This window comes from Planococcus donghaensis, from assembly GCF_001687665.2.
Lineage (GTDB): Bacteria > Bacillota > Bacilli > Bacillales_A > Planococcaceae > Planococcus > Planococcus donghaensis.
Window position 1 is genome coordinate 2,756,451 of the sequence record NZ_CP016543.2, and the last position, 26,921, is coordinate 2,783,371.

Consider the following 26,921-nt stretch of genomic DNA (forward strand, 5'->3'; position numbering starts at 1 on the left):
CTTTCTTTTATGCTTCGTTATCAATTTGCGCGCGCTGCAATTTTCCACTGTAATCAACATAAACACTCTTCCATTCAGTAAATACATCTAATGCCGCCACTCCTGAATCACGGTGACCGTTACCGGTACCTTTTGTGCCACCAAACGGCAAATGAATTTCTGCACCTGTTGTACCGGCATTAATATAGACAATCCCTGTGTCTAAATCGCGTTGCGCTTTAAATGCCCGGTTTACATCTGCTGTATAAATTGAACTGGATAATCCGTAAATCACGCCATTATTCACCTCAATCGCCTCATCTAAACTTGCTACTTCAATAATGGAAACGACTGGACCAAAAATCTCTTCCTGCGCTATGCGCATATCTGGTGTTACATCTGTGAACAGTGTCGGAGCGTAATAGTTTCCTTTATCGTATATACCACCTGTCAATATTTCTCCACCTACCAGCAGCGTCGCTCCTTCTTGCTGACCGATTTCAATATAAGAATGAATTTTTTCAATCGCTTTTCGATTGATGACTGGACCAATTTTAATGTTTTCATCGGTGCCATCTCCAATTGTCAGTAATTCCATTTTTGATAATAATCGTTTTTGAAGCTCTTCTTTAACGTCTTTATGCACAATGACTCGGCTGCAAGCTGTACAGCGTTGACCTGCTGTCCCAAATGCACTCCAAAGAATTCCTTCTACAGCTAAATCCAAATCAGCATCTTCCATAACGATCACGGCATTTTTGCCGCCCATTTCAAGTGACACTTTTTTCAAATTACGACCGCCTGCTTCTGCTACTTTGCGACCGGTTTCTGTCGATCCAGTAAACGAAATCACTCGCACGTCTTTGTGTTCTAGAAGTGCAGTTCCAACTTCTGAACCGGCTCCAAACACAATATTAGCTACACCTTCAGGGAGGCCTACTTCTTCAAAGATTTTCGCCATTTCATAGGCCATCATGGGTGTTTCCGTTGCAGGCTTCCAAATAAATGTATTCCCCCCCACAATGGCAGGGAATGATTTCCAGGTCGCAATTGCTACCGGGAAATTCCATGGGGTGATTAATCCCACTACCCCAATAGGGGAGCGAATACTCATAGCAAACTTGTCTCCCAATTCTGATGGAGTCGTTTCCCCAAACATCCGTCTTCCTTCACCAGCCATATAATAAGCCATGTCGATTCCTTCTTGAACTTCTCCACGACCTTCTTCGATAACTTTGCCCATTTCTTTCGTTAGCACTTGAGCCAATTGTTCTTTACGCTCTTTCATTAAGCGACCTATTTCATATAAATAATCTGCCCGTTTAGGCGCCGGTACTTTGGCCCATTTTTTCTGTGCGATTACTGCAGCTTTCACAGCCGAATCAACATCTTGCGCTGTAGACATTCGGACCTGTGCTAACTCTTCTCCATTAGCAGGATTCAAAACAGGTCTAAATTCCGCCTGTTCTGTTTGTTGCCATTTGCCATTCACAAAATTTGTTAATTTCATCGTCATTGCCCCTTTCATTTACCAGCTTTTGATAGCGCTTTCAACTTCATTATTTCATAGTTTTCTAGAAAATAGTAGGAGATATCTGAAATTTCTGTTTTTTACTAGTGTGACACTTTGTTTTTATAGAAAAATAACTTTTTTAAACTGATTTACAAATTTAAAATAAGACAAAAACAATACATTTTGACATCTTTTTTATTAAACTATTGACACTAACGGTGCGTTATAGTGTATTTTAAAGAGAGAGGTGATTAGATTGTACAAAGTACAAGAAGTAGCAAAAATAGCGGGCGTCAGTGTTCGGACTCTCCACCACTATGACAGCATTGGTTTATTAAAACCTTCAAATATTGGAACTAACCGATATCGTTATTACAACGGAGAAGACTTGAAATTGCTTCAACAAATTTTATTCCTGAAAGAATTGAATTTCTCATTAAAGAAAATTCAAGAACTAGTAGCGGATGGCTTTAATCGTGAATATGCATTATCGCAGCATATTGACTTATTGGAACAAAAAAAGCAGCGCATTGAGAAGTTGATCCAAAATGCTGAGCGCACTCAGCAAGAGTTACAAGGCTTGGAAAGTTTGACTGACCAAGAACGTTTTTCAGCTTTCGCCAGTAGTAAAGCTGAAGATTTGATGGAGAAGTATCAAAAACCTGCCGCAAATTCTATTACAGAATCGTTTGAAACTCATGAAGAACATTCCTTTGCAGATGTTGAAACTCATGAAGAATCAGCCGTCGCAGTTGCTGTTGCCCCCGTTGAAACAGCTGTACCTGAAGAGGCGGTATCCGCAACAAGCGAACCAGTGATTGAAAAAGAAGAGGAAGATTTAGAAGAAATCAATCGTGAAGGAAACCGCATTTACAATACGGTCGCCAGCTTGATGCATTTGCCTCCGCAGACTGAAGCAGTTCAAAAAGAAATGAAAGCTTATTATACATTGTTAAATCGTTTTTACGAATGTTCACCAAAAATGTTTCGCGGTCTAGGTGATTTGTATGCATCAGACAGCCGCTTTGCAAGCAATATCGATCAGCATGGTCACGGTTTAGCTAAATACTTGAAAGACGCCATGTACGTCTATGCAGAAGGTTTACAGGATGCTTGAACTGATTGGACCGTGCAGTAATTGTGGTAAAGACGTTTATTGCCGTGATGGTTTTTTAGAGGGAGTTTATATGGACGGTGAACTAGTCTGTTTTGAGTGCCAGGAAGAGATTGAAAAATAAGTAAAAAAAGGTGTTGGAAGAAATCTCTTCCAACACCTTTTTCATCTTATACTTCCGTTGTTTCTTTTAGTGCATCGAGACGCGACTGTACTTGCTCTCCCGTTAAACCGTGTTCAAATGCATAACGGTTACGTGGATGTTCACGACACTCGTCCGAACATGAACGCATGTATTTATGCTCATTTTCTTCAGATGTTAAGATTTTCGCATTACAGTCAGGGTTTGCGCAGTTTACATAACGTTCACAAGGTTCGCCTGTAAAATGATCTTTTCCAACAACGACGTGCTCTACTTGGTTTACTGGTACGGCAATACGCTCATCAAAAACGTATAATTGGCCATCCCATAGTTCGCCTTTCACTTCAGGATCTTTCCCGTAAGTCACGATCCCTCCGTGAAGTTGTGAAACATCTTCAAATCCTTCTTTTTTCAACCAACCTGAGAATTTTTCACAGCGGATTCCGCCTGTGCAATACGTCAAAATCTTCTTACCTTCAAATTGTTCTTTGTTTTCACGAATCCATTCTGGAAGATCGCGGAAGTTTTCAATATCAGGACGAACTGCATTACGGAAATGGCCAAGATCATATTCGTAATCGTTTCGCGCATCCAATACGATTGTATCTTGCTCTTGCATTTGTTTATAAAATTCTTTTGGTTCTAAATAAGTACCTGTTAGTTCGTTTGGATTGATATCGTCTTCAAGTCCAAGGTGAACAATTTCCTTTTTCGCACGAACGTGCATTTTTTTAAACGCATGTCCTTCAGCAGCATCTATTTTAAAAGCGATGTCTGAGAACCGCGAATCGTTTTTCAGCATTTCCATATAAGCTTCTGTTTGTTCGATTGTGCCTGAACATGTACCGTTGATGCCTTCTTCTGAAACAAGGATTCGGCCTTTCAACTCTAACTTTTTGCATGCTGCTAAATGTTCAACTGCAAAAGCTTCTGGATCTTCAATCGGTGTATATAGATAGTAAAGTAAAACATTGTGTGTATGATTTTGCATGAATCATACCTCCTATTTTCTCTATTTGGTTCTGTTACAAAAAAGCAGTAAAAACCTCAATCATTTTATAACAAATAGCTGCAAACTTCAACTCCTGCAAGATATGCATGCTATACAGGAATGCTCTTCAGCATATAAAAGAACAGCTAGACAACTGCTGCTCTTTGGTCTCTATTTAACAAACTCTGTTTTTCACTGATTTGTTTTCAAAACATGCTTTAATAGCTTCTGCATTTAACGCCATCATTTCAAGACGCGTTTGGACAGTAGCACTGCCGATATGCGGCAATACCGTAACATTGGGTAATGTCAGTAGTGGATGGTCTGTTGGCACCGGTTCTTGTTCAAACACATCCAAACCTGCACCCCAAATTTGTTTTTCTTTTAACGCTTCATATAAAGCCATTTCATCAACGATACCACCTCTAGCTACGTTGATTAAACAAGCACTCTCTTTCATCATTGCCAATTCTTTTGCACCAATCATGCCTTTTGTTTCTGGCGTTAACGGCGTTAAAATCACAACGTAATCGGAGATTTTCAACAGTTCCTCAAATTCGGCATAACGAACGTCTTCTAAATTTCTCCGTGTCCGATTATGATATAAAATGTCCATCCCGAATCCTTTGGCACGCTGAGCCACAGCTTCACCAATGCGGCCCATCCCAATAATCCCGAGGGTAGCACCGCCTACATTTTGTCCAGTCATTCCCATCGGCGTCCATGACCGCCATTCTCCTGAGCGAACTGTTTTTTCTGCCTCTATTACTCTTCGAGCAGTGGCCAACAATAACGCAAAGGTCAAATCTGCTGTTGATTCGGTTAACACATCTGGTGTATTTGTCACCGTGACACCATGTTTATGTGCAGCTTCTAAGTCGATATTATTGTAGCCAACAGCTAAATTACTAACAATTTTCAAGTTGGGAGCAGCTTCAAAAACCTCGCTATCCACTCGATCAGACAACATCGTCCATAGCGCATGCGCCTCTTTTGCTTCTTCAAGCAATTTCTCACGCGGAGCAGGTGTATTTTCTTCCGGCCACATTCGAACTTCATATTGTTCTTTTAATTCGGCTACTGCTTGGTCTGGCAACTTTTGCGTAATGAATACAATTGGCTTCATAACCATCCTCCGTCCCTTATTGTTACACAATTATAACAATTAAAAAAACTCCCGGCAATTGCCAGCAGTTTTCTAGTTTTGTTTAGTCTTTTTTTCTAATATAATACCAAACAGCTGCTATGACACCTAATGCAATCAAGACATAAACTACATTCGAATAAAGCGATAATAGGCGCATTATTTGTTGACGATTTTCTCCAACCGCTTCGCCTACAAACACCAAGATCGTGTTCCACAGCAAAGTGCCAAGTGTACTAAAAACAAGAAACAGCCATACTTTCATATTCGACATTCCCGCAGGAAGTGAAATCAAACTACGGACTAACGGAACTAATCGTCCGAAAAACACGGTCCAAACGCCAAAACGGTCAAACCAGCTATCAACCCTATATATATCTTCTTTTTTCACGCGTAGCCAATTGCCATACTTGTCGACGATTTTTTCAAGACGCTCTACATCTAAGAGCAATCCGACACCATATAACATTATCGCGCCACTAACAGAACCCGCAGTTGAAGCCGCTATTACTCCAGGTATGGTCATGGTCGTAGTCGTTGTCATAAATCCGCCGACCGTCAAAACAACTTCTGATGGAATCGGCGGAAAAATGTTTTCTAACAAAATAAGAAGAAAGATGCCAAAATAGCCGTAATCGGACATAACCGATGTAATCCAGTCTTCCATCAAAACACTCCTTTTTAAGAAGTTGATCGAAATTTCATTGTTACCGACCAGAGCTCTGAACGACTCCCAATACGTAACGGTGGCCCCCAAAAGCCAAATCCAGAAGAAACAAGAAAATGCGTGCCTCTTATTAAACGATACCCATAATCGAGTTCAAAAATTCGCTTTGTTAACAAATGATTTGGCCACATCTGGCCTTTATGTGTATGACCGGATAGATGAAGGTCCGCTCCCAATTCGCTTGGCGTCTTTAAATCTCCAGGAGTATGGTCCATCACAATCCATGGCAATTTATTTTCTTCTGGTTTTAACTCCGCTAACGATAGTCGTTTACTATTTGTACGGTCTTCACGCCCTGTTAAATAAAAACGATCTGCAACCAATATTGTTTCGTCTTTTAATACTTTCACACCCGAATTTTTCATTAATTTCACCAATAACGGAATTTTTTTGCCATAATACTCATGGTTTCCTAAAACACCATACATACCAAGAGACGGTTTTAGTTGTTCCATCACTTCAGACATGCCATAACGCGCATACCATACCGGGTCATCATCCACCAAATCACCTGCTAACAGGACAATATCTGGATTGAGCGCATTAGTCTTATCAACAAAACGCTGTAAGTGCCGTTTTCCTGATAAAAATCCTAAGTGAAAATCCGAACCAACCACTAGATGAAGTGGTTCAGTATTTTCTCCTTCTACTGTGAGTTCTAACTCACGGACAACTGGACTGTATGCAAAATAAGTACCTATAACGAATAATACTAGTAAAATGAGAGCTGTTCCCAAACCTATAAAAAACACATCATTTTTTACTTCTATAAGCAATACAAGGACATTCGCCAAAGGAATCAACAAAATGGCATACTGTAAAAATGCAAACCAATAAGAACCGAGCACCGTAAATCCGAGCCATTGATGTCCGATTCTGCCGATAACATAGCTATATGCAATCACAAACCATAAAGATGCAAATAACCAAGGATTCATATTTCCTATAAAACTTGCGAACCAAATGTATGTAGCCCAACCCAAATAAGCACTAATTGCTGTATAGATAAATAAAGCACCGCTAATGCTAGCAATTATTTTCATAAAAACGCCTCTTTCTCTTTTCTAAAATGAATCTATAAACGAAAGATGCATTTTTAATGTGGTAAAAATTAGTATAGCATTCCCTCTCGTTTCCCTCGCAACTTTCTACTCGCAATTTCCCATAAACTATACAAAGTGATTTATTAACTATTTCTCAGCACATTCTTTTACTAATAAAGATCAAAAAAATGCCGAACAGTATCTAGACTGTTCAGCATTTTTAAATTATGCGTTTAGTTTTCGTAACTCAACACGGCGAATTTTACCCGAAGCCGTTTTTGGCAGTTCTTCTAGAAATTCAATGACCCGTGGATACTTATAAGGGGCAGTGATTTCTTTTACATGGTCTTGTAATTGCTTAATTAAAGTATCTTTATCAGAAAAATCTTGAGCATTACGCAACACAACATATGCTTTGACGATATTGCCACGAATTTCATCAGGTGCAGCAACAACAGCACATTCCTGAATTGCTTCATGCTTCATCAATGCATCTTCAACTTCAAATGGTCCAATGGTATATCCTGAACTGATGATAATATCATCGCTTCTTCCTTCAAACCAGAAGTAGCCATCGTCATCGCGCGATGCTTGGTCTCCTGTTAAATACCAATCTCCCCGGAACGCAGCTTTAGTTCTTTCAGGATCACGATAATATTCACGGAATAGCGCTGGGCAATCACGATGAACAGCAATATCTCCTACTTCGCCTACCCCTGTCGGATAACCTTCATCGTTGATAATATCAACAGGATTACCTGGTGTGGGTTTACCCATCGACCCTGCTTTTACTTCCATGTCTTGTAAAGTTCCAACAAGTAAGGTGTTTTCTGTTTGTCCATAGCCATCCCGAACATTTAAATTAAATGCTTGTTGGAACGCTTCAATAACTTGTCGGTTTAAAGGCTCTCCAGCAGAAACTGCAGATCTTAACTCTGGCAATTTATAAGAATTGAGATTTTCAACTTTCGCCATAATCCGGTATTCTGTTGGTGTACAGCAAAGAACATTGATTTTCTCATCTTTCAACAAGTCTAAGTACTTTAACGCATCAAATGGTCCGTTGTAAACAAAAGCTGTAGCGCCTAATGTAATAGAGGATAAGAATGGACTCCAAATCCACTTTTGCCAACCCGGAGCTGCCGTTGCCCAAACCATATCGCCGCTTTTTACACCTAGCCACTCTGTGGCAGCTGTCCGGACATGGGCATAACCCCAACCGTGAACATGAACTACGCCTTTTGGGTTGCCCGTTGTCCCGGATGTATAAGACAAGAATGCCATGTCTTCACGACTTGTGTCGACAGCATCGAAATCAACAGATTCCTTTTCTGCTAACTCCTCAAAAGATTGCCAGCCTTCTTCTTTGCCACCGATTATCAATTTATTGTTTAATGCTTCAAGTTCTTCATCAATAGAGTTGGTCTCAGCAGTCGTTTTATAATGAGCCACAATTCCCTTTGCTCCAGAATGGTGCATGCGGTAAACTAAATCTTTTTTGCGAAGCATTTCAGAACATGGAATCGCTACAATCCCCGCCCGTAAGCAAGCCAAATACGTCATATAGGCTTCCGGTATACGCGGAAGAATGATTAGCATGCGATCTCCTTTTTTAATCCCTAGTTTTAGCAAAGCTTGAGCGTATTGATTCATTTTACCGATGAGCTCTTTATACGAAAGGTCTTCCCGATTGCCTTCGCTATCTAACCATCTAATAGCCAAACGCTCGGTATCTTCTTTGTATTTTTCCAATTCCAAAGTAATATTGTATTGTTCCGGTGCAATTAAATCGTTGAATTCCATAAAATAGCCTCCATTCTAATTTTTCACGCTGGCGGTAAGATTAAATAGTAGACACTCGCTAAAAATGCAAAGGCCGCCAATGCTGCTAAATAAGCTTTAGCTGATGTGAAATTTTGAGTCGTTTTAATAATTTTCACAGACACGAGATACATCCAAATAATCCCTATTGTTAGTAACATATAAACTACTGGATGACCATTTCCTGCTTCTACTAAATAAGGAGCCCCAAGAAGACCCGGTAGTAAAGCGACGGGGGCCGATTGGTTAATGTCCCGTAATAGCCCTTTTCCACCAAAAGCTTTTGATCCTGCCCATAATAGCAGCGCCAAACCTATTTTCGTGATAAAAGCCATCAACAATCCAAACAAAAGAAAAATTGACGGTACGATAATGTTTTGTAATATAGGTGAATCGAAACTTGCTATGTATGAGGCATTTGACGCGATTGAAATCGCGCCATAGCCCAAACCAACAATGAACAACAATAGATTGCTTACCCATTGTGTTTTCGGTAATGCTAAAAATGACCGAAAAGATGAATCATTTAATGTAACCATTTTCCCGACCATTCTACTCACCTTCTCTTTCATCTACTACATTCCCCACGGCATTAATGCCCATATTGCGATAACGGCTGAAACCACTACTGTTACTCCAGCACCAACCGTACTGTTATAACGATACGATTTAATATCTTTCCAACCGTGAATGCGTTCAATCAACTCGATATCGGATTGTTTTGTTAGTTTTCCTTGTAACCCTGGCATACGGTTTGTAACATAAGAAACTAAAATTAATAAAATAAAACTGATTGGTACAGCAAGCATGGCACCTGATAATCCCATACCGTCTGTTACCCCATGACCAGTCAAGACGATACTTGGGAAAACAAATGGTGACACGATGATATAAACTGCTCCACCAACGACCGATGCGGCAATAGCTCCAAATTTATTGGCTTCTTTCCACCAAACTCCAACAATAATTAGCGGAGCATTTGTAACTCCCGCTAATCCAAATGCCCATAAGATACTCACTACTAAAAAGGCTGGTGGTTCGATTGCTAGCAAAATACTAACCAAGCCACCTGCAAAAATCGCAATAAAGCCAATTCGTAGACTTAGGCGTTGAGGAATATTAGGCTTTAACGTAGCGATAATATCTTGTGAGATCAAGGCACCAATCGCTAGCAAGTTACCACTTAATGTAGAAAGACCTGCTGAAATGGCTCCTGCAATTACTAGTGCTGTTACCCATTCCGGGTTATAAACCAAGTTTAAGATAATCGTTAATTTATCGGCATCGCCTTCTGAAATGACTAACCCTTCAGTAGTTGTAGCAAAGACGCCTACAAAGCCCATTGCATACGTTGCCGAGAACACCAATCCAAGGATAAAGGCGAACCAGACCATCGCAGAACGCGCACTTTTCAAACTAGATGCAGTGTAAACACGCATCGCTAAGTGGGGTAATCCTAAAGCTCCAATGGTTAAAGCTGGAATAATAGAGAAATACCATTTAGGTGAAAATTGATAATCAAAGAAAGTAGGTAAAGAATCTAACATTGCTGGAACCATGTCCGCATAAAATAGTGGCGGGAAATACCATCCGGATGCTCCAATTGCTTTCATAATGGCGCCAAGCGGGATGATAAACATTAACGCGATAATAACCATTTGAATCGCAGCATTGTTTGTTGCGCCAGCCATACCACCAATTGTGATATATCCCACGATAAGTAGCCCAAAAACAAAAAGTCCAGTTAAATAAGGAATTCCCAGTAAAGTTTCAAATGTAATCGCGATTCCAATCATTTGTCCTAACGCATACATAACAGAAACTAAAATCATGAAGAGCGCCGCGATAATAGAAGCTGTCACGCCGTACCGATCACGGATAAAATGGGTCGGTGAGAAAGCACCCATTCGACGAAGGCTAGTTCCATAAATAATCGTGATTAACGGAATCGCCAAAATCAATTGAATCCATAGCATGATAAAAGGCACCTGTAACTTAAGAATTAGTGCTGTAATCCCAAGAAATGTGGCCAAACTCATGTAAGTCGATGCCATCGCTAAGCCATTGGTAAAAGCTCCAACGTTCCCGCCGCCTATGTATAGATCTTTAGCTGACGCACTTTTCCGGTTGGATATGAATCCGACGATATAAAACAATAAAAATGTTGCCCCTACAACTGCTAAACCAAGAATCGGGTTGGATAATTGCCAGTTTTGTGCTTCCATCATCTACACATCCTTTACTTCGCCGGAAACTTCAAGCGCATCGTTCTCGTTATCGATTTCATCATCAATACGGTTGCCAATTTTCCCTGCCACGATGGTTAAAATGAAAACACCAAACCACCCCATTAAAATAGGCACAATATACATGACTGGAAAACCAAATAGCATAGCATCGACAGGAAATACCGAGAATATTAATCCTACATTACCGACTACTATAAAGGCCGCTGTCATCCAAATCGTAAACTGAACTTCTTTTTTATACGCTTTCATCTTATTCCCCATTTCAATTAATTTCTCATTTCCTTACTACCCAACTGAGCGTTCGCTCAGTTTTCAAAAGCACTGTCCCCCTTTTTTTACTATTTATTGAATAACTATATTAATTGTAACCGTTCTCACAAAATCAAGTCAACTGAATTTTTTAATTATTTAAACTACTATATCAGGAGCATTTATACACTAAATATGCCTATTTTCCCTTTTTGGCTATATAACGCTCTTTACTAACGAGATATAAATTACGTATTTTATTTTAAATCACCTAATTTATTCTTTATTTTAATATAATATTATTCCAAATTTTCATTCGTTTTCAAACTGTTATATAACAATCATTCGTTTTCTATCCAACAAAAAACCCTTTAAGCGAGGATCCACTTAAAGGGCAAGAAAATAAACTTAAAGGTCAGGTTTATCGTTTTCTTTTTCCATTTTTGTTTCAAACTTTTCAAGTTGACGCTTCGCAAAGTCACGTCCACCTATACCGAAGGAAATTGCAAATGCTACTGCAAGTCCAGCGATAATGAATAGGAAGGCTAGGTTAACAATGTTTGTTGCAAAGTTCAACTGGTCAAGTGTCATGAATACAGCAATGATGATAATTACGTATTTCACGACAGCTCCCATAAGTCGATTACCAGAAGCTTGTTGAACGTAGTTTCCAAGCAAGCTACCACCAATCAACCCTAATCCTAGAATAATTAATGAACTAATGAGCAGTGGCAAGTATGCAATTACTGCTTCACCAATTCCATTTAATACGTCTAGTTGCAGTACGTTCATCGCTTCTACTGTAAAGAAGATGATGATAATCGCTTGTACGACTTTTCCGATGATGTTGGCAATATCAAAACTTGGTGTTTTTGTTTTATCCGTATTCAAATATGTTGAGAAGCGGTTAATTCCTGTTCCATTTAAGAGGCTAATCAACAAATCTCCAACGAATTTAGCGATCAAGACACCTACTAGAATTAAGATAATCGCTACAAAGATATTTGGAATCATGTTCAGAACTTGATTGAGCATGTTTACAATTGGTTCAGAAATAGAGCGGATATTCAATGTTTCTAACGCGATGGTCAAGATTGGAATTAAGACAATAACAAATACGATATTAGCTAGAACGTTTGCTAATGTCGCCTTGTCACCAGCGTCCATTCTTGTAGTCCCTGTTGTGCCGGCAGGTTTGTTAGTAAATTTATTAAACCACTTATCAATGTTGATAGCTGTTAAAAGGCTAAACACCAGATTTTTCACAAACTTAGCAACAAAGTAACCAATCACTAGGATAATAATAGCCATGAAGAGGTTTGGCAAGAATGCCAATAGCTTATCCATCATGTTTGAAATTGGCTGTGCTACATTGTTCATATCCAATGCTTGCAAAACGCTCGGAATAAACAAAATGAAGATTAGGTAATAAAGAATTTTCCCTATAGAATCCAGTATGCTGTCTGCGTCTTCTTTTGTTTTCGCCATATGTCCTTTGACCATGGCCCGATCTGCACCTGCTTTTTTCAAACCTTTAGTGAAAATAGCCCGTACAACCGTTGCTACAATCCATGCGACAAGTAATAATAATAATGCCCCTAAAACGTTTGGAATGTAGTCGATAATCGTGTTTCCAACTCCTCTAAAAGAGTTGCCAATATCATTCATAAACTCGTCCTCCTTTTGTTTTTGTACACATTCTATTATTATTATCCCCTTCCTTATATGAAACTAAACTCCCCCTAACTAAATTGCATATAATTAGTTGAAAAATCAGATAAAAAAATGTATTGTCTCTCTGCTTAATTTTCTACTAAAGAAAATAGAATACTAATGGTTTGAGATAGCTGTCTCCTTCTATTATAATAAAAGAAAAGAGGAGGCGATCCTATGTATATGACAGTCCAGGAAACTGCTGCCTTTTTGTCTATGCCTGAAGAACAAGTCAATCGTTACGTATTAGAAGGTCGTATTCGCGCAGTTCATGACGGAGAGCAATACATGATCAACACTTCTCAATTCGGTACGCACTTTCAGCAGTTGGAACAGGCTAAGTTAGCGTTAGAAGAATGGCGCGCTACCCCGATTCCAGATGATGTGGATATTAAAGATGAAGACTAACCAATAAAAGCATCTAGGACTAACTAGTCCTAGATGCTTTTATATGACATGTTTCTATAGTCGCTTCTACAAAATTTGTTTACCGAATAAGCTCCGGCACTAAAAGGCTTTTTAACTTTTCTTCTATAAAGCCTCCCCATTTTTCGAACTCTACTAAAAATCCGTCATGACCAAAATCCGTTTCAATGATTTCCCAAGCTGCATTTGTTTGCTTTTCAAGCCACGGAACCATCTGTTCATGTGGATAAAGTAAATCATAGGTAAACGATAACGAATAGACTGGAACTTCTAAAACAGCATCTTTAATATCATGTGTATTCATCGCTTTTAACAACACCAGATAACTATTCGCATCAAAACGACCTGCTAATTTTTCCCCTTGATAGTTTAAGTAGGACTGTACATGAAATTCACTATCATTCCCACTTCGCCCAAAGCGCTGATTGAACATTTTAGCGCTTCGGTAAGTGACCATGCCGGCCATTCTTGCTATTTCAAACCCTTTTAGCAAACCAGTCTCTTCGTAGTTCCCACCATTAAAATCTTTATCATTTTCGATAGCTATTATCCCAATATGGTTAAATGCTACTCCATAATCACTATAATATGGCGTAACAGCCAATGGGAAAATTGCTCCGATAAATTCGGGGTAAGTTCTTCCCCACTCTAAGGTTTTCATGCCTCCAAGTGATCCCCCAATTACTGCGGCCAATTTCTTGATCCCAAGCTTTTTTAACGCCAAATATTCTGCCCGTACCATGTCACGTATCGTTAGTGTTGGGAAATCAGCTTTGTAAGGTACTCCACTTATAGGATTTACTGATAAAGGTCCGGTTGATCCATGGCAACCGCCCAATACATTAAATGTAATTACTTGGAAAGCAGTCGTATCCACTGACATCCCTGGACCAATTAATCCTGCCCACCATCCTGGATGTTGCGCTGTGCCAACTGCACGTTGATCGCCAGTTAGCGCATGACAAATCAGAATTACGGGGGCATTTTCATCTCCGAGACGTTCATATGCAAGTTCTACATTGTCTAGCGTCTTAGTTGAGTCCAAGGTTAATGAGCCAATGGATACTGTTTTCATGCTGATTCCTCCTTATACATTTTCCAACACGGTGACTTGAATTGCTTGTTCTAAGTCAGCAATTAAATCTTCTGCATTTTCTAATCCTACAGATAGTCGGATTAACTCTTCTGTTACACCTGATGATTTTAGTTCTTCGCTGTTTAATTGTTGATGAGTAGTAGACGCAGGGTGAATAATAAGTGATTTTGCATCGCCAACATTAGCAACATGAGACCAAAGCTTAATGCTATCAATTACTTTTCTTCCAGCTTCTCTTCCCCCTTTAATACCAAAGTTGACGATCGATCCGTAACCATCATTTTTCAAGTATTTCTTCGCAATTTTGTGAGAAGGATGGTCTTCAAACCCTAAGTAATTAACCCATTCAATTTGCGGATGTTGTTTTAAGTATTCTGCGATAATTTGAGCATTGCTATTGTGTTTTGGAATACGCAAATGCAAAGTTTCTAACCCTTGCAACAAAGCATGTGCACTATCAGGACTTAATGATGGACCAAAGTCACGCAGTAATTGAACGCGTAATTTTGTGGCAAAAGCTGCCTCTGGTACATCAATGCCGTAACGTAGCCCATGGTAAGTTTCATCTGGTTCTGTGTAGTTCGGGAAACGTGGATTGTCCCAATTGAATTTTCCAGCATCTACTGCTACTCCACCAATTGTTGTGCCATGTCCGCCAATCCATTTTGTTGCCGAATGAATGACAACATCTGCACCAAACTCAATTGGATTACTGCCATATGGAGAAGCAAATGTATTATCAATCAATAACGGTAATCCGTGTTCATGGGCAATGTTTGCTACTTTTTCTACATCAAAGACATTCAAACTTGGATTGCCGATAATTTCCCCAAAAATGACTTTTGTTTTGTCTGTAATTGCGGCTTTAAAATTCTCCGGGTTTGTCGCATCTACAAACTTCGTTGTAATGCCGTAACGCGGCAATGTATTAGCAAACAAATTATATGTTCCCCCATAAAGACTGCTATCCGCTATGATTTCATCTCCAGCTTCTGCAATGTTCAAAATAGAAAAAGCAATTGCTGCCATTCCAGAAGAAAGCGCAACAGCTGCCGTGCCACCTTCTAATAGCGCAACTCGCTGTTCAAATACATCAACTGTTGGATTCATAATACGCGAATAAATATTCCCAACATCTTTCAAACCAAATAAATCTTGTGCATGCTGCGTATCTCTAAAAACATAAGAAGTCGTTTTATAAACCGGTACCCCTCTCGATCCTGTTGTTGGATCTACTTGTTGCCCACCGTGTAATAATAATGTTTCTGGTTTTAAGTTTGTCATTTTTTATTCCCCCTATTTTTTGTTTTGTTGCTTCGAAGAGGACGAAAAAAGCCCCCTTCGCTAAGAAGAGGGCCGCATATACGGAGTTTTCCTCCTCTTATCTGTCAGAACCTATAACTCCGGTTCTGTAGGAATTAGCACCTTTCCAGACAAAATCATCTGTTGGTTGCTGGGCATCACAGGGCCTATCCCTCCGCCACTCTTGATAAGAGTATTAAATTTAAATTTTATCTTGTTCTGAAGTATAGAAACTTTTTTTTCATTTGTCAACCCTATTAGTCAAAAAATTTTGAAACTTTCAGCTTTTTCAAACGTTATCTTTTAGTAGGAAGGAGGAAATGACTGTGTTTATTTGGATTGTGCTATTATTTATCGTTAGTTATGGAATTGGTTGTTGTCACGGCTCTTTAGCAGCACAACGGTTGTCGGGGGTTAACATCAAAACTTCTGGTGTAAAAAATGCCGGTGCCTCTAATGCTGCCATTGTTTTAGGTTGGAAATACGGATTACTCGTTGCTATTATTGATATTTTTAAGGGGTTTGCGGCAGTTGCAGGGCTAGCTTTCTTATTAAGTCTAGGTGATTTTTCTCCGGAACTCACATGGGCAATGCTGTTTATAGCAGGTGCCGGAGTTATTTTCGGTCATAATTTCCCGTTCTTTATGAAGTTTAACGGAGGAAAAGGAACTGCTTCTGTGATTGGGGTTATGCTAGCGCTTGATTGGAAACTTGGCTTACTAGGATTATTATTATTGATTGCTGTCTCACTCACAACAAACTACCTCGTTATAGGAGTACTTGTCCTTTATACAACGTTCTTTGTGATAGCATTGGTTCCCGCAAATGGATTTTGGCCCCTGCTGATTTCCATCTTACTTTTTGCAATGGCTATTTGGAAGCATCGTGAAAATATTATCCGAATAAAGAATGGTACCGAAACAAAAGTAGCTACAGTATTTAAAAAGAAATCTTCTACCCCAATTTAATTGGGAACATAAGCATATTTTAAAAGTAATAAAATAAAAAACTAATCTTCTTCTTGACTTTTTTGTTATTCCACCATAAAGTAGGAATCACGAATCGAATAGCATACATCACTTTCTTATCCAGAGAAACCGAGGGACAGGCCCTATGACGTTTCGGCAGCAGATTTGTTTAACCACAAAAACTGTGCCAACTCCTGCAAATGCACCCGTGCATTTGGAAGATGAGAATTAGATGGTTTCTACAGGAACCCTCTTTTTTCTTATGGTTTAAGAAAAAAGAGGGTTTTTTTGTCTAGTTTCTCAACGGATTGTGAGCATGAGCGATTTGAAACAATACAGCATGAGGAGGTCAAGTCAACATGATTCAATTCGAAGGCGTCGCCAAAACTTACCAATCAGGTAACCAGCAAATCCATGCATTAAATGGCATTGATTTAACTGTCGAAACTGGCGAAATCTACGGAGTGATCGGCTTTAGTGGAGCTGGTAAAAGCTCATTGATCCGTACAGTAAATTTGCTCGAACGCCCTTCTAAAGGACGCGTATTAGTTCATGGAAAAGATATTTCGACTTTGTCTGGCAAAGAAATTCGTACCATCCGAAAAGATATCGGTATGATTTTTCAACACTTCAACTTACTAAATTCTAAAACCGTTTATCACAACGTTGCGATGCCACTACTCTTAGCAAAGACACCTAAAGAAGATATTGAAAAACAAGTTAAAGACTTACTCGACTTTGTGGGGCTTGCAGACCAAGCACAAAAATATCCAGATCAATTGTCAGGTGGACAAAAGCAACGGATTGGTATTGCTCGCGCTTTAGCTACCAACCCTTCTGTATTATTATGCGATGAAGCAACGTCAGCACTTGATCCTCAAACGACTAAGTCAATTTTAGATTTACTTAAAAAAATCAACAAAGAATACAACATAACTATCTTGCTTATTACACATGAAATGGGCGTTATTCGAGAAATTTGCAACAAAGTAGCGGTCCTAGAAGACGGAAAAGTTATTGAGCAAGGGACAGTTTTCGAAGTTTTTTCAAACCCACAACAAGCTACAACAAAACGCTTTGTCCGCTCTGTTATGAACGATGAATTACCTGAATCCTTGTTAGCCCAAATTCATGATACCCATAGCGATCACGCAATTTACCGGTTGCAATTTACAGGGAATTCCGTCGGTACACCCGTTATGTCCCAGGTATCACGAGATTTTAATGTTAATTTAAATGTATTATTTGGAAATATTACCGAATTACAAGGAGTTCCCTACGGCAATTTAATTGTGGAATTTTCAGGTGAACTAAATAAGGTCGAACGTGCAATCACTTCTATTCGAGACAGCAATATTCACATAGAGGAGGTTACTCATTATGTCAGTTAACTACTACCAAATTTTAGAAGCTTTGTGGGAAACCATTTATATGACCGGCGCAGCATTCGGATTTTCTTTATTGATTGGCTTTCCACTCGGCATTCTTCTTGTGATTACAAGAAAAGGACATTTAATTGAAAACGAGTCGATTTCCAAAGTGCTAAACATCATCATTAATATTTTCCGCTCAGTTCCTTTTATCATTTTGATGGTTGCCATCATTCCATTAACACGCCTTATTGTTGGGACGTCTATCGGAACTGCAGCAGCCATTGTTCCTTTAGTTTTTTATGCTGGTCCTTATATTGCTCGATTAATCGAAAACTCGCTTCTTGAAGTCGACAAAGGCGTGATCGAAGCCGCTCAAGCAATGGGTGCATCACCCGTACAAATTATTTTTCGCTTCTTAATCCCTGAAGCTCTCAGCTCACTTGTTCTTGCATTAACAATAGCTGTAGTCGGGCTAATCGGTGCATCTGCTATGGCCGGAGCTATTGGCGGTGGTGGTCTTGGGGACTTAGCCATTACATACGGATATCAGAGATTCGATACCTTTATCATGTTTGTCACTGTAGCGATTCTTGTCGTACTCGTGCAAGGTGTTCAATCTTTCGGAAATATTCTATCAAGACGAGTAAGACGTAGTTAACACAAAGTAAACCCTAAAAAAAATCGGAGGAATTATTCATGAAAAAAATTATTGCAACAGCATTACTGACATTATCGGTATTAACCTTAGCGGCGTGCGGAGATGATAGTAGCGCAGAAGACACAACAAAAGTAACACTTGGCATAAGCGGTTCGGATACGACCATATGGGATTACATTGCTGAAAAAGCTGAAAAAGAAGGCATTGATTTAGAAATTCAAACATTTTCTGATTATGTAGCACCCAACTTAGCTCTTGCAGAAGGTGAATTGGATTTGAACGCTTTCCAAACAATTTCGTATTTTGATGAGTTTGTTGCCGAACACAATATTGATATCGTGCCAATTGGCTCCACAGTCATCGCACCAATGGGCTTGTATTCCGATAAATACGAATCTATCGAGGAACTTCCACAAGACTCACAAATCGCTGTCCCTAACGAAGCCACTAACATGGGCCGAGCACTTTTACTTCTGGATGAAGCTGGCTTAATTACACTTTCTGAAGATGCCGGTCTGACAGGAACCGCTGAAGACATTACCGAAAATCCGAAAAACCTTGAAATTGTGCCAATGGTATCCGGTCATACACCGCGCGCTATGCCCGATGTTGCAGCTTCGATTATTAATAATGGTGTTGCAGTAGACGCTGGATTGAATCCCACAGAAGACCCTATCGCTCGCGAAAGTGATACAGCAAAACCTTATATTAACTTGATTGCAGCAAATGCTGAAGATGCAGAAAACGAAGCTTATTTAAAAATCGTTGAATTGTACCAACAAGAAGACACGACTGAATTTATCATTGAACATACAAAAGGAGCTCAAATTCCAACGAACGTTACTGTAGAAGAATTAGTGGACTACCAATAACAAGCATGTAAGGAGGAAATTGAATGACGCTTATCGAAGAAGCAGCTCAGACCATCTCTCAGTCTATCGATTCAAAACGTTCGACATACATTAAAGCAAGTCATGAAATTCATGACCGACCTGAAATTGGCAACCAAGAATTTTTCGCCAGTACGTTATTAATCAGCTTGCTCGAAGAAGCTGGGTTTGCTGTGGAAAAAGGCGTTGCTGGACATGAAACTGCGTTTTTTGCTCGTAAGAAAAGTGAACTTTCTGGCCCCACTATCGCTTATCTCGCTGAATACGATGCACTTCCTGGAATTGGACATGCTTGTGGACACAATATAATTGGCACGACGAGCGTAGCCGCCGCGATTGCCTTGTCTGAAACTCTCGACGCTGTGGGTGGTGAAGTGGTGGTTCTTGGCACACCTGCCGAAGAAGGTGGACCAAATGGGAGTGCAAAAGGCAGTTTTGTCAAACACGGTTTACTTGAAGAAATTGATGCAGCGCTAATGCTCCATCCTTCTGGAAACTCAGCGATCACAGGTCCATCTCTTGCAGTGGATCCACTAGAATTTCACTTTTACGGTAAACCTGCTCATGCAGCCGGTTCTCCTGAAAAAGGCATTAATGCATTAGACGCTGTACTTCAACTGTTTAATAGCATTAAACGCATTGCGTCAGCAATTGCCGTCAGATGCGCGTGTTCATGGTATTATTACGCACGGTGGAGACGCCCCCAATATTATTCCAGAGTATGCGGCTGCGCGATTTTACATTCGCGGAGACTCATGGAAGAAAACGGCGGAAACCGCTCGTAAAGTTCGCGCAATTGCTGAAGGTGCAGCTTTAGCTACTGGTGCTACTGTGAAAATCGAACGATTTCAAAATGAAGTTCGGGATTTAGTGTTAACTTCTCCTTTGGACGATGTAATCCGCAGCGAACTCGAAGCGCAAGGTGAAACCGTAGCCGATTCACGAATTTCTGGACTTGGTTCTACCGACGCTGGCAATATCAGCTATGAAGTTCCAACCGCCCATGGTTATATCAAAATTGGACCTGAAATATTAATTGCACATACCGAAGAGTTTCGTGAAGCAGCAAAATCTAATCAAGGCGATAGAGCATTAATCCGAGGTGCTAAAGCTTTAGCTAACACGGGATATCGTTTGTTGACAGACAAAAATCTATTAGAACAAATCAAAGATGCCCATCAAGCATCTCTTCAACTTAAGCAACAAAACTAATGAAACGATGTCCTCTATGGGCATCGTTTTTCTTTTGCGACAGAATTTTCTTGCTTCGTGGTAAAATGGAAACAAGACTGATTTTAGGGGGATTTATACATGCTTGAAGCGTTAATTGAACGATTAGTACGTTATGCAAAAATTGATACACAATCTGATTTCACGAGTGAGTCAACACCTTCTACGGCCGGGCAATGGGACTTACTCTATGAATTAGAAAAAGAAATGAAGAGCATTGGACTCACAGAAGTTGGAATGGACAATGCTGGATATCTTTTCGGGACCTTGCCTGCCAACACCGATAAAGAAATTCCTGTGATTGGCTTTTTAGCACATGTCGATACAGCGACTGATTTTACTGGCAAAAATGTCAATCCAAAACGCATTGACAATTATGACGGTCAAGACATTCCATTAAGTGACAGTGTCCAGATGACCGTATCAGATTTTCCAGATTTAAAAAATTATGTCGGTCATACATTAATTACAACTGATGGGACGACACTTCTTGGGGCAGATAACAAAGCGGGAATTGCTGAAATCATGACAGCAATGGACTATCTAGCTCAGCACCCAGAAGTCGAACACGGAAAAATTCGCGTTGCGTTTACACCTGACGAAGAAATTGGTCGTGGTCCTCACAAATTTGATGTCGAACGCTTTGGTGCGGAATATGCTTATACGATGGATGGTGGTCCACTTGGCGAACTTCAATACGAAAGTTTTAATGCAGCGAGTGGTAAATTAACGGTTCAAGGGAAAAGTGTTCATCCAGGATCTGCAAAAGATAAAATGGTCAATGCTCAAACTGTCGCGATTCAGTTCCAACAAGAAATGCCAAAAAACGAAGTTCCTGAATTAACGGAGAACTACGAAGGATTTATTCATTTGAATAATTTTGAAGGCACGGTGGAATCTGCTGAATTAAGCTATATTATCCGCGATTTTTATAAAGAAAAGTTCGAAAGCAAAAAACGTCATATGCAAGCTGTCGCTGAAAAACTTCAGCAACAATATGGCGAAAAAGCAATTCAATTAGAAATTGAAGACCAATATTACAATATGCGTGAAAAAATTGAGCCGGTGATGGAAATTGTCGACAACGCCGAGCGTGCAATGATTGCTTTAGGTATTGAACCGAATATTGTACCTGTTCGTGGTGGTACAGATGGTTCCCAATTGTCTTATATGGGACTTCCCACACCAAATATTTTTACGGGCGGCGAAAATTATCATGGGAAATATGAATTTATTTCTGCTGAGAACATGGAAAAGGCTACACAAGTCATTATTGAAATCGTCAAATCAGCTAAATAACAATCAAAAAAGACGTATTGGATGGATTCCAATACGTCTTTTCTTCTTATATAATGCTTCTGCCATTTTGCGCTAAGGCATAATGAATGCCGTGTTGTAAAGTTTGGAAACATTCAAATTTGGATAAATTGATAGCTGCCTCTGTAATGGTCTGGCTCATCTTCGCTGAAATACCAACCAAAATGGTTTGTGTGCCAATTAATGAAGCAGTCGATCCAAGTTTTTCAATCAACATAGCCGCATGTTGTGTGAAGTTAGTATTTAATCCTGTCAGGTCTAAAATTAAATACTTTGCTTTGTGTTTCGGCATATTTTGCAAGGTTTTAACTAATAGTTCTTCTGCACGTGCCTCATCATAAGTTCCAAGTAATGGTACGACAACAATACCTTCTAGCACCGGAATAAGTGGCGATGAGATTTCTTTAATCATTTCACTAAGTTCTCGCGTTTTTTCATCTACTAATCGTTCCAGTTCATTGATTTTTTCCGCTTCTTTTACACGAGATAAGCGATGAATATTTTTTTCAATGGTTTCTTCCGAAGGGAAATACTGAATTATACTTTCTTCATAGCCGTCTAATTGATGATGCACGACCTTGTACCAAATGTTTTCATTGAATAGCGATGAAAATATCCCTGCGTAATGGGCAGGCAAAAAGCTTCCGCCCTCTTTTTTCTCTTGTGCTACGTTAATCGAATGTTCCCAGCTGTTTTTCAAATGCACTTCTAGCGTACGCGCTTCTATATTTAGTTCTTTTATTTCTGCTAATCCCCATCCTGCGGAAGCATAGGTATTGGTTATAAGCCCCGCCGCTTTCTCTACAGAAACATCTTCCATGCCGTGGAAATACTCTCCTACTACTAGTCCTTGACGATAACCTGTGGATTCCAATACAACATTTGCTGCATCTTCCCCAGAGATTTCTTCTATCGAATCAAAAAACATTTTCATAGCTGTTGATGTCCAAAAAAGAACGGATTCCTGTCCTTCAAACAAAAAACGTCCTTTTTCCAACTCCCATTCGAAACTTAAGCCACCTATTGTGATTGCTGATTTAGCGTTCATTGTAAAGCTCCTCCCGTACATTAATTTTATCTTATCATATTTGCTATTTCTTAATAAGAAACTTCATGTTTTAAAAATTGCATTTAAGGAATATAAAGAATAATACAGAAAGGAAGAGGTGCACACTATGTCAGAAAAAGAACAAGAACGTAAAACAAGTGACCATGCTTCTATGGACAATCCTGAACAGTATAAAACGGATGAAAAAACTCTGACCGAAATGCATAAAGAAGAAATGAATGTCGATCCTATCCCAATGGAAGACTTAAAACAAGAAAAGCGAGAAGAAAAAGACAAGCGTGGTTCGAAAGACAGTTCTTCAAGCGAAGAAAAATTTCCTGAGTAAATAAGATGAATTTTCGTAAAAGTGAATCCTTTTGGAAAAGACCGCAGAGACCTATTCTCTGTGGTCTTTTTATGCTATGATTCTCATTTGAACAGGAGTGAGAAGAAATGAAAAACTGGATTTATCCACTGATGGTCGTCGTGGCAGCAAGCTGTTATGGAGTCCTTTCAACTATTATAAAAGTCGCCATGAAAAATGGTTTTACCGCTGCAGAAGCAGTTACTAGCCAATACTTTATCGGGTTCGCATTAGCGGCTCTTTTATTTTTTGTCACACAGCGTAAAATGCCTAAAATTATGGGATGGAAGATTTTAGTGCTTTCCGGCAGCTTCACTGCTGTTACAGGATCAGTTTATGCACATTCACTTAATTATTTACCAGCTTCATTGGCGGTAGTCTTGCTCTTCCAATTCACATGGATTGGCATGTTCTTAGATTGTATTGTTAATCGTAGATGGCTCAAAAGAACAGAGGTTTTTTCATTGCTTATCTTGTTTGCAGGTACTTTACTGGCGGCTGGTATTATCGGAACCGATTTGAGTGGAATTCCTTGGCAAGGTTGGGCTTGGGGAATAGGAGCTGCTTTTTGTTTTTCAGCATTTATGTTTGTTAATGGCAAGGAAATCCATGGCATGGATACTTCCGCACGCCTATTTTATGTATCGTTTTTTGCAGCTATTGTGGTGGGGATTTTCCAAACACCTGAAATTGTTTGGAACGGACAATTGTTCAACGAAGGATTATGGATTTACGGCGTATTATTAGGCTTTTTCGGCATTATTATGCCCATCTATTTCTTTTCGGTTGCCGTGCCACGCGTTGGCTCTGGTCTCTCTTCTATTTTAAGTGCTATGGAATTACCGGTAGCCGTAATTGCATCTGTTCTTATCCTTCATGAAACGTTATCCCTTCTTCAAATTCTAGGGATTTTCATCATTTTAATTGGGATGATTCTTCCGAGTGTCTTTGATCGAACGCCTAAAATCGTCCAACAGATTTAACGACCTGCTAGCGTAGCAGGTCGTTTTATGTTTAGTTCGAATCAAAAAAGGAATAGATAACTACAAAGACAAAAGGAGTGGTATTGGATGAATCAAGAAGAAGTGAAAAAAGAGGCATTAAAAATACTAGAGAATAGTTATGTGGGTACACTCGCAACTATTAAAGGCGACAAACCCCATTCGCGCTATATGACTTTTTTTAACGATGATTTCACACTCTATACAGCTACAAGTAAAAAAACGCAAAAAGTTGATGAGTTGGAAGCCAATCCTCATGCCCATATTCTTTTAGGTTATGACGGGGAAGGTGTCGGGGATTCATTCCTAGAGATTGAAGGAAGCATGTCGCTAAATGATGATCGTGAAATGATTGATAAAGTATGGAACGAACATTTAGAAGGCTGGTTCGAAGGTCCAGATGATCCGAATTTGACCATTCTTGCCATTAAACCTACTCGCGTACGGTTAATGAATAAAAAAGGACAAGAACCTCAATCATTGGAATTGTAAATGCAAAAACGGCTCAGAATTTTGAGCCGTTTTTTTATGTCTTCAATATTTCTCGAAGTCCTTCTTTATTAAACATAAGATCTTCAAGTGTGTATTCATCGAGTACCGTCAAATAAGCATGTAACGCTTTCCCTAAAACACCTCGAAGCCCGCAAACCGGTGAAATCGGGCAACGGTTCGTAGCCGGATCAAAACATTCAACCAAGTGAAAGTCGTCTTCCATTTTTCTAACGACGGTTCCCACATTAATGTTCTGGGGAAGTTCTGCGAGACGAATCCCGCCACCTCGCCCTCTCACCGTGTGAATAAAACCTGCTTTTCCAAGCTCAAATGTCACTTTTGTTAAATGATTTTTTGATATATTGTATGCTTCTGAAATTTCTTGTATCGTTGTCAGTTTATCTGGTTCTTTTGTGCCTAAATAAATCAACACACGTAATGAGAAATCTGTATACATGGTCAACCTCATTTTTCTCACCTCTTCTGACTGTTTATTATAGCGATTTTAGCGTTTGTTCGAAAGCAAATGAACCTCGCTGTCTTCGTTGTAGTGAATTTGAGTATAAATCACGAATAATTAAGTGAGTCGCCCAGAATTTGGTGGGCTTTTTTTGCGTTTGGACAGTATTTTGTTGATTCGGACAGTATTTGTGGTCATTTGGACAGTATTCTGGAGATTTGGACAGTATTTAGAAGGAAGTCGACAGTATCGCCATTTACTGGAAATACCTTAATGGTTGTGACACCTTTGTGAAGCTAAATGTGTCGGAAATTTAAAGATGTATTTTAAATATATCTTTAAAAGGATTAAAGGCGTATAGTCAACTTATAGAAAACAAAAGGAGAGATTGACTATGTTATCAGTAGAAACAAGAACAATCATTAAATCCACAGTACCGGTATTAGAACAGCACGGAGCAGCGATCACAACTGTGTTTTACAAAAACCTGTTTGAAGCGCACCCAGAACTTTTAAATATATTTAATCACGCAAATCAAAAAAAGGGTCGTCAACAAGCAGCTTTGGCAAACACGGTTTATGCCGCAGCGGTTCACATCGACAACCTAGAAGCCATTCTCCCAGCAGTTGTTCAAATCGCGAATAAGCACGTGAGCTTAGGCGTGAAACCAGAACATTATCCGATTGTTGGCGACTTCTTATTAAAAGCAATCAAAGAAGTATTGGGCGATGCAGCGACTGAGGACATTATGAATGCGTGGGAAGAAGCTTATGGCGTCATCGCCGATGCCTTTATCGGTGTTGAAAAAGACATGTATGCAAATATGGAAACTCAAGAAAATGGTTGGAGTGTCTTTAAGGAATTCACCATTATCCGCAAAGAAAAAGAAAGTGAAAACATCACTTCTTTCTACTTAAAACCAGTAGATGGCAAAAACGTTCCTTCTTATAAGCCTGGTCAATACATTTCTGTTCGCATGGCCATTCCTGGTGAAAAGTATTTGTTTAATCGCCAATACAGCCTGTCTCAAGCAGCAGGCGAAGATGAGTTCCGTATTTCCGTTAAACGAGATGCAGACAACGACCCGAACGGACGCGTCTCTGTTTACTTGCACGATGATATGAATGTGGGCGATCGTTTTGAAGTTAGTGCTCCTGCTGGTGAATTTGTTCTTGATCCTACAAAAAATACACCTGTAGCATTTGTCAGTGGAGGTGTTGGCATTACCCCAATGATGAGTATGTTTGAAACAGTCGCAACATCAACACCAGAACGTCCAACTGCTTTTCTTCACGCTACGCGTAATGAATCAATGCATGCTTTTGATAAAGCTATTCAAAAGCACATCGACTCTATGGAAAATGCCAGCTATAAAACACTTTACTCGGATCAACCTGAAGGCTATATCACTCGCAATGTATTAGAAAAATACGTCGATACTACAGGTGATGTTTATGTATGTGGTCCTGTTCCTTTTATGGAAGCAATGATCAAAGAATTACGCACACTGGGCATGAAAGAAGAACAAATTCACTTTGAATTTTTTGGCCCAGCTGTCGCTCTTCAAACTGTATAAATTTTCAAGGCTATCTATTTAGACATTTTTTAAAT

The 26,921-nt window shown here is 39.5% G+C and carries 25 protein-coding genes, 1 pseudogene and 2 riboswitches; of the genes and pseudogenes, 12 read left to right on the forward strand and 14 right to left on the reverse strand.

All coding sequences use genetic code 11. The features are described 5' to 3' along the window. Window positions 1–7: 7 nt before the first annotated feature. Entirely contained in the window at window positions 8–1,489 is a 1,482-nt protein-coding gene (locus BCM40_RS13545; protein WP_065525432.1) for an aldehyde dehydrogenase family protein, read from the reverse strand. 250 nt (window positions 1,490–1,739) lie between these two features. Here BCM40_RS13545 and BCM40_RS13550 point away from each other — a divergent pair, with 250 nt between their 5' ends. Beyond that, on the forward strand, window positions 1,740–2,609 hold the full coding sequence (locus tag BCM40_RS13550) for a MerR family transcriptional regulator (protein WP_238323729.1): 870 nt from the start codon (window positions 1,740–1,742) through the stop codon (window positions 2,607–2,609). A 167-nt stretch (window positions 2,610–2,776) separates the two neighbouring features. Here BCM40_RS13550 and trhO read toward each other — a convergent pair whose 3' ends face one another. The 9 genes from trhO to BCM40_RS13595 all read right to left on the reverse strand — a co-directional run bounded on the left by trhO (window position 2,777) and on the right by BCM40_RS13595 (window position 12,640). Next, window positions 2,777–3,739, reverse strand: a complete 963-nt coding sequence (gene trhO, locus BCM40_RS13555; protein ID WP_065525430.1) for an oxygen-dependent tRNA uridine(34) hydroxylase TrhO — start codon at window positions 3,737–3,739, stop codon at window positions 2,777–2,779. Window positions 3,740–3,914: 175 nt separating this feature from the next. Continuing rightward, window positions 3,915–4,865, reverse strand: a complete 951-nt coding sequence (locus tag BCM40_RS13560) for a 2-hydroxyacid dehydrogenase (protein ID WP_065525429.1) — start codon at window positions 4,863–4,865, stop codon at window positions 3,915–3,917. Between the two features lie 82 nt (window positions 4,866–4,947). Next, complete coding sequence (locus BCM40_RS13565) at window positions 4,948–5,550, reverse strand: DedA family protein (protein ID WP_065525428.1); 603 nt, start codon at window positions 5,548–5,550, stop codon at window positions 4,948–4,950. 14 nt (window positions 5,551–5,564) lie between these two features. Further along, the gene (locus BCM40_RS13570; protein WP_065525427.1) at window positions 5,565–6,653 is read right to left on the reverse strand and encodes a metallophosphoesterase; all 1,089 of its coding nucleotides are present in this window, start codon (window positions 6,651–6,653) and stop codon (window positions 5,565–5,567) included. 225 nt (window positions 6,654–6,878) lie between these two features. Continuing rightward, the gene (gene mbcS, locus BCM40_RS13575) at window positions 6,879–8,456 is read right to left on the reverse strand and encodes an acyl-CoA synthetase MbcS (RefSeq protein ID WP_065525426.1); all 1,578 of its coding nucleotides are present in this window, start codon (window positions 8,454–8,456) and stop codon (window positions 6,879–6,881) included. A gap of 23 nt (window positions 8,457–8,479) precedes the next feature. Next, window positions 8,480–9,046 (reverse strand): hypothetical protein, encoded by a 567-nt coding sequence (locus BCM40_RS13580; protein WP_065525425.1) that lies wholly within the window; start codon window positions 9,044–9,046, stop codon window positions 8,480–8,482. A 3-nt stretch (window positions 9,047–9,049) separates the two neighbouring features. Further along, window positions 9,050–10,699 (reverse strand): sodium:solute symporter family transporter, encoded by a 1,650-nt coding sequence (locus BCM40_RS13585; RefSeq protein ID WP_065527662.1) that lies wholly within the window; start codon window positions 10,697–10,699, stop codon window positions 9,050–9,052. A gap of 3 nt (window positions 10,700–10,702) precedes the next feature. Further along, a complete protein-coding gene (locus tag BCM40_RS13590) occupies window positions 10,703–10,972 on the reverse strand; it encodes a hypothetical protein (RefSeq protein WP_065525424.1) in 270 nt (89 codons plus the stop codon). Window positions 10,973–11,380: 408 nt separating this feature from the next. Beyond that, on the reverse strand, window positions 11,381–12,640 hold the full coding sequence (locus BCM40_RS13595) for a mechanosensitive ion channel (RefSeq protein WP_065525423.1): 1,260 nt from the start codon (window positions 12,638–12,640) through the stop codon (window positions 11,381–11,383). 222 nt (window positions 12,641–12,862) lie between these two features. On the opposite strand from BCM40_RS13595, the gene BCM40_RS13600 reads away from it, so the two are divergent. Then, on the forward strand, window positions 12,863–13,093 hold the full coding sequence (locus BCM40_RS13600) for a helix-turn-helix domain-containing protein (protein ID WP_008430350.1): 231 nt from the start codon (window positions 12,863–12,865) through the stop codon (window positions 13,091–13,093). Between the two features lie 79 nt (window positions 13,094–13,172). Here BCM40_RS13600 and metX read toward each other — a convergent pair whose 3' ends face one another. Next, window positions 13,173–14,186, reverse strand: coding sequence for a homoserine O-acetyltransferase MetX (gene metX, locus BCM40_RS13605; RefSeq protein WP_065525422.1), 1,014 nt, complete (start codon window positions 14,184–14,186; stop codon window positions 13,173–13,175). A gap of 12 nt (window positions 14,187–14,198) precedes the next feature. Continuing rightward, window positions 14,199–15,491 carry an O-acetylhomoserine aminocarboxypropyltransferase/cysteine synthase family protein gene (locus BCM40_RS13610; protein ID WP_065525421.1) on the reverse strand — a complete coding sequence of 431 codons (1,293 nt, stop codon included), beginning with the start codon at window positions 15,489–15,491 and terminating at the stop codon, window positions 14,199–14,201. Window positions 15,492–15,585: 94 nt separating this feature from the next. Next, a riboswitch (SAM riboswitch) is annotated at window positions 15,586–15,703 on the reverse strand. 132 nt (window positions 15,704–15,835) lie between these two features. Between BCM40_RS13610 and BCM40_RS13615 the strand changes: the two genes are divergently transcribed. From BCM40_RS13615 to pepT, 6 genes and pseudogenes are all read left to right on the forward strand, one after another. Continuing rightward, window positions 15,836–16,477: a glycerol-3-phosphate acyltransferase gene (locus BCM40_RS13615; protein ID WP_083394526.1), complete on the forward strand. Its 642-nt coding sequence runs from the start codon at window positions 15,836–15,838 to the stop codon at window positions 16,475–16,477. 113 nt (window positions 16,478–16,590) lie between these two features. Then, window positions 16,591–16,705, forward strand: a riboswitch (SAM riboswitch). A gap of 131 nt (window positions 16,706–16,836) precedes the next feature. Continuing rightward, window positions 16,837–17,868, forward strand: a complete 1,032-nt coding sequence (locus tag BCM40_RS13620) for a methionine ABC transporter ATP-binding protein (protein ID WP_065525419.1) — start codon at window positions 16,837–16,839, stop codon at window positions 17,866–17,868. Then, the gene (locus BCM40_RS13625) at window positions 17,858–18,508 is read left to right on the forward strand and encodes a methionine ABC transporter permease (protein ID WP_065525418.1); all 651 of its coding nucleotides are present in this window, start codon (window positions 17,858–17,860) and stop codon (window positions 18,506–18,508) included. Before BCM40_RS13620 ends, BCM40_RS13625 begins: the two co-directional genes overlap by 11 nt. A 38-nt stretch (window positions 18,509–18,546) precedes the next feature. Then, entirely contained in the window at window positions 18,547–19,380 is an 834-nt protein-coding gene (locus BCM40_RS13630; protein WP_065525417.1) for a MetQ/NlpA family ABC transporter substrate-binding protein, read from the forward strand. 23 nt (window positions 19,381–19,403) lie between these two features. Continuing rightward, a pseudogene (locus BCM40_RS16620) lies at window positions 19,404–20,610 on the forward strand (M20 family metallopeptidase). Between the two features lie 99 nt (window positions 20,611–20,709). Continuing rightward, the gene (gene pepT, locus BCM40_RS13640) at window positions 20,710–21,927 is read left to right on the forward strand and encodes a peptidase T (RefSeq protein ID WP_065525416.1); all 1,218 of its coding nucleotides are present in this window, start codon (window positions 20,710–20,712) and stop codon (window positions 21,925–21,927) included. A gap of 46 nt (window positions 21,928–21,973) precedes the next feature. On the opposite strand, the gene BCM40_RS13645 is transcribed toward pepT, so the two are convergent. Continuing rightward, entirely contained in the window at window positions 21,974–22,993 is a 1,020-nt protein-coding gene (locus tag BCM40_RS13645) for an STAS domain-containing protein (protein WP_065525415.1), read from the reverse strand. A gap of 127 nt (window positions 22,994–23,120) precedes the next feature. Here BCM40_RS13645 and BCM40_RS13650 point away from each other — a divergent pair, with 127 nt between their 5' ends. The 3 genes from BCM40_RS13650 to BCM40_RS13660 all read left to right on the forward strand — a co-directional run bounded on the left by BCM40_RS13650 (window position 23,121) and on the right by BCM40_RS13660 (window position 24,850). After that, complete coding sequence (locus BCM40_RS13650) at window positions 23,121–23,339, forward strand: hypothetical protein (RefSeq protein WP_065525414.1); 219 nt, start codon at window positions 23,121–23,123, stop codon at window positions 23,337–23,339. A gap of 107 nt (window positions 23,340–23,446) precedes the next feature. Further along, window positions 23,447–24,340: an EamA family transporter gene (locus tag BCM40_RS13655; RefSeq protein ID WP_065525413.1), complete on the forward strand. Its 894-nt coding sequence runs from the start codon at window positions 23,447–23,449 to the stop codon at window positions 24,338–24,340. A gap of 87 nt (window positions 24,341–24,427) precedes the next feature. After that, a complete protein-coding gene (locus BCM40_RS13660) occupies window positions 24,428–24,850 on the forward strand; it encodes a pyridoxamine 5'-phosphate oxidase family protein (protein ID WP_008430333.1) in 423 nt (140 codons plus the stop codon). Between the two features lie 34 nt (window positions 24,851–24,884). Here BCM40_RS13660 and BCM40_RS13665 read toward each other — a convergent pair whose 3' ends face one another. Then, entirely contained in the window at window positions 24,885–25,319 is a 435-nt protein-coding gene (locus BCM40_RS13665; RefSeq protein ID WP_065525412.1) for an RrF2 family transcriptional regulator, read from the reverse strand. A gap of 385 nt (window positions 25,320–25,704) precedes the next feature. Between BCM40_RS13665 and hmpA the strand changes: the two genes are divergently transcribed. Beyond that, window positions 25,705–26,886 carry an NO-inducible flavohemoprotein gene (gene hmpA / locus BCM40_RS13670; RefSeq protein WP_065525411.1) on the forward strand — a complete coding sequence of 394 codons (1,182 nt, stop codon included), beginning with the start codon at window positions 25,705–25,707 and terminating at the stop codon, window positions 26,884–26,886. Window positions 26,887–26,921 lie beyond the last annotated feature (35 nt).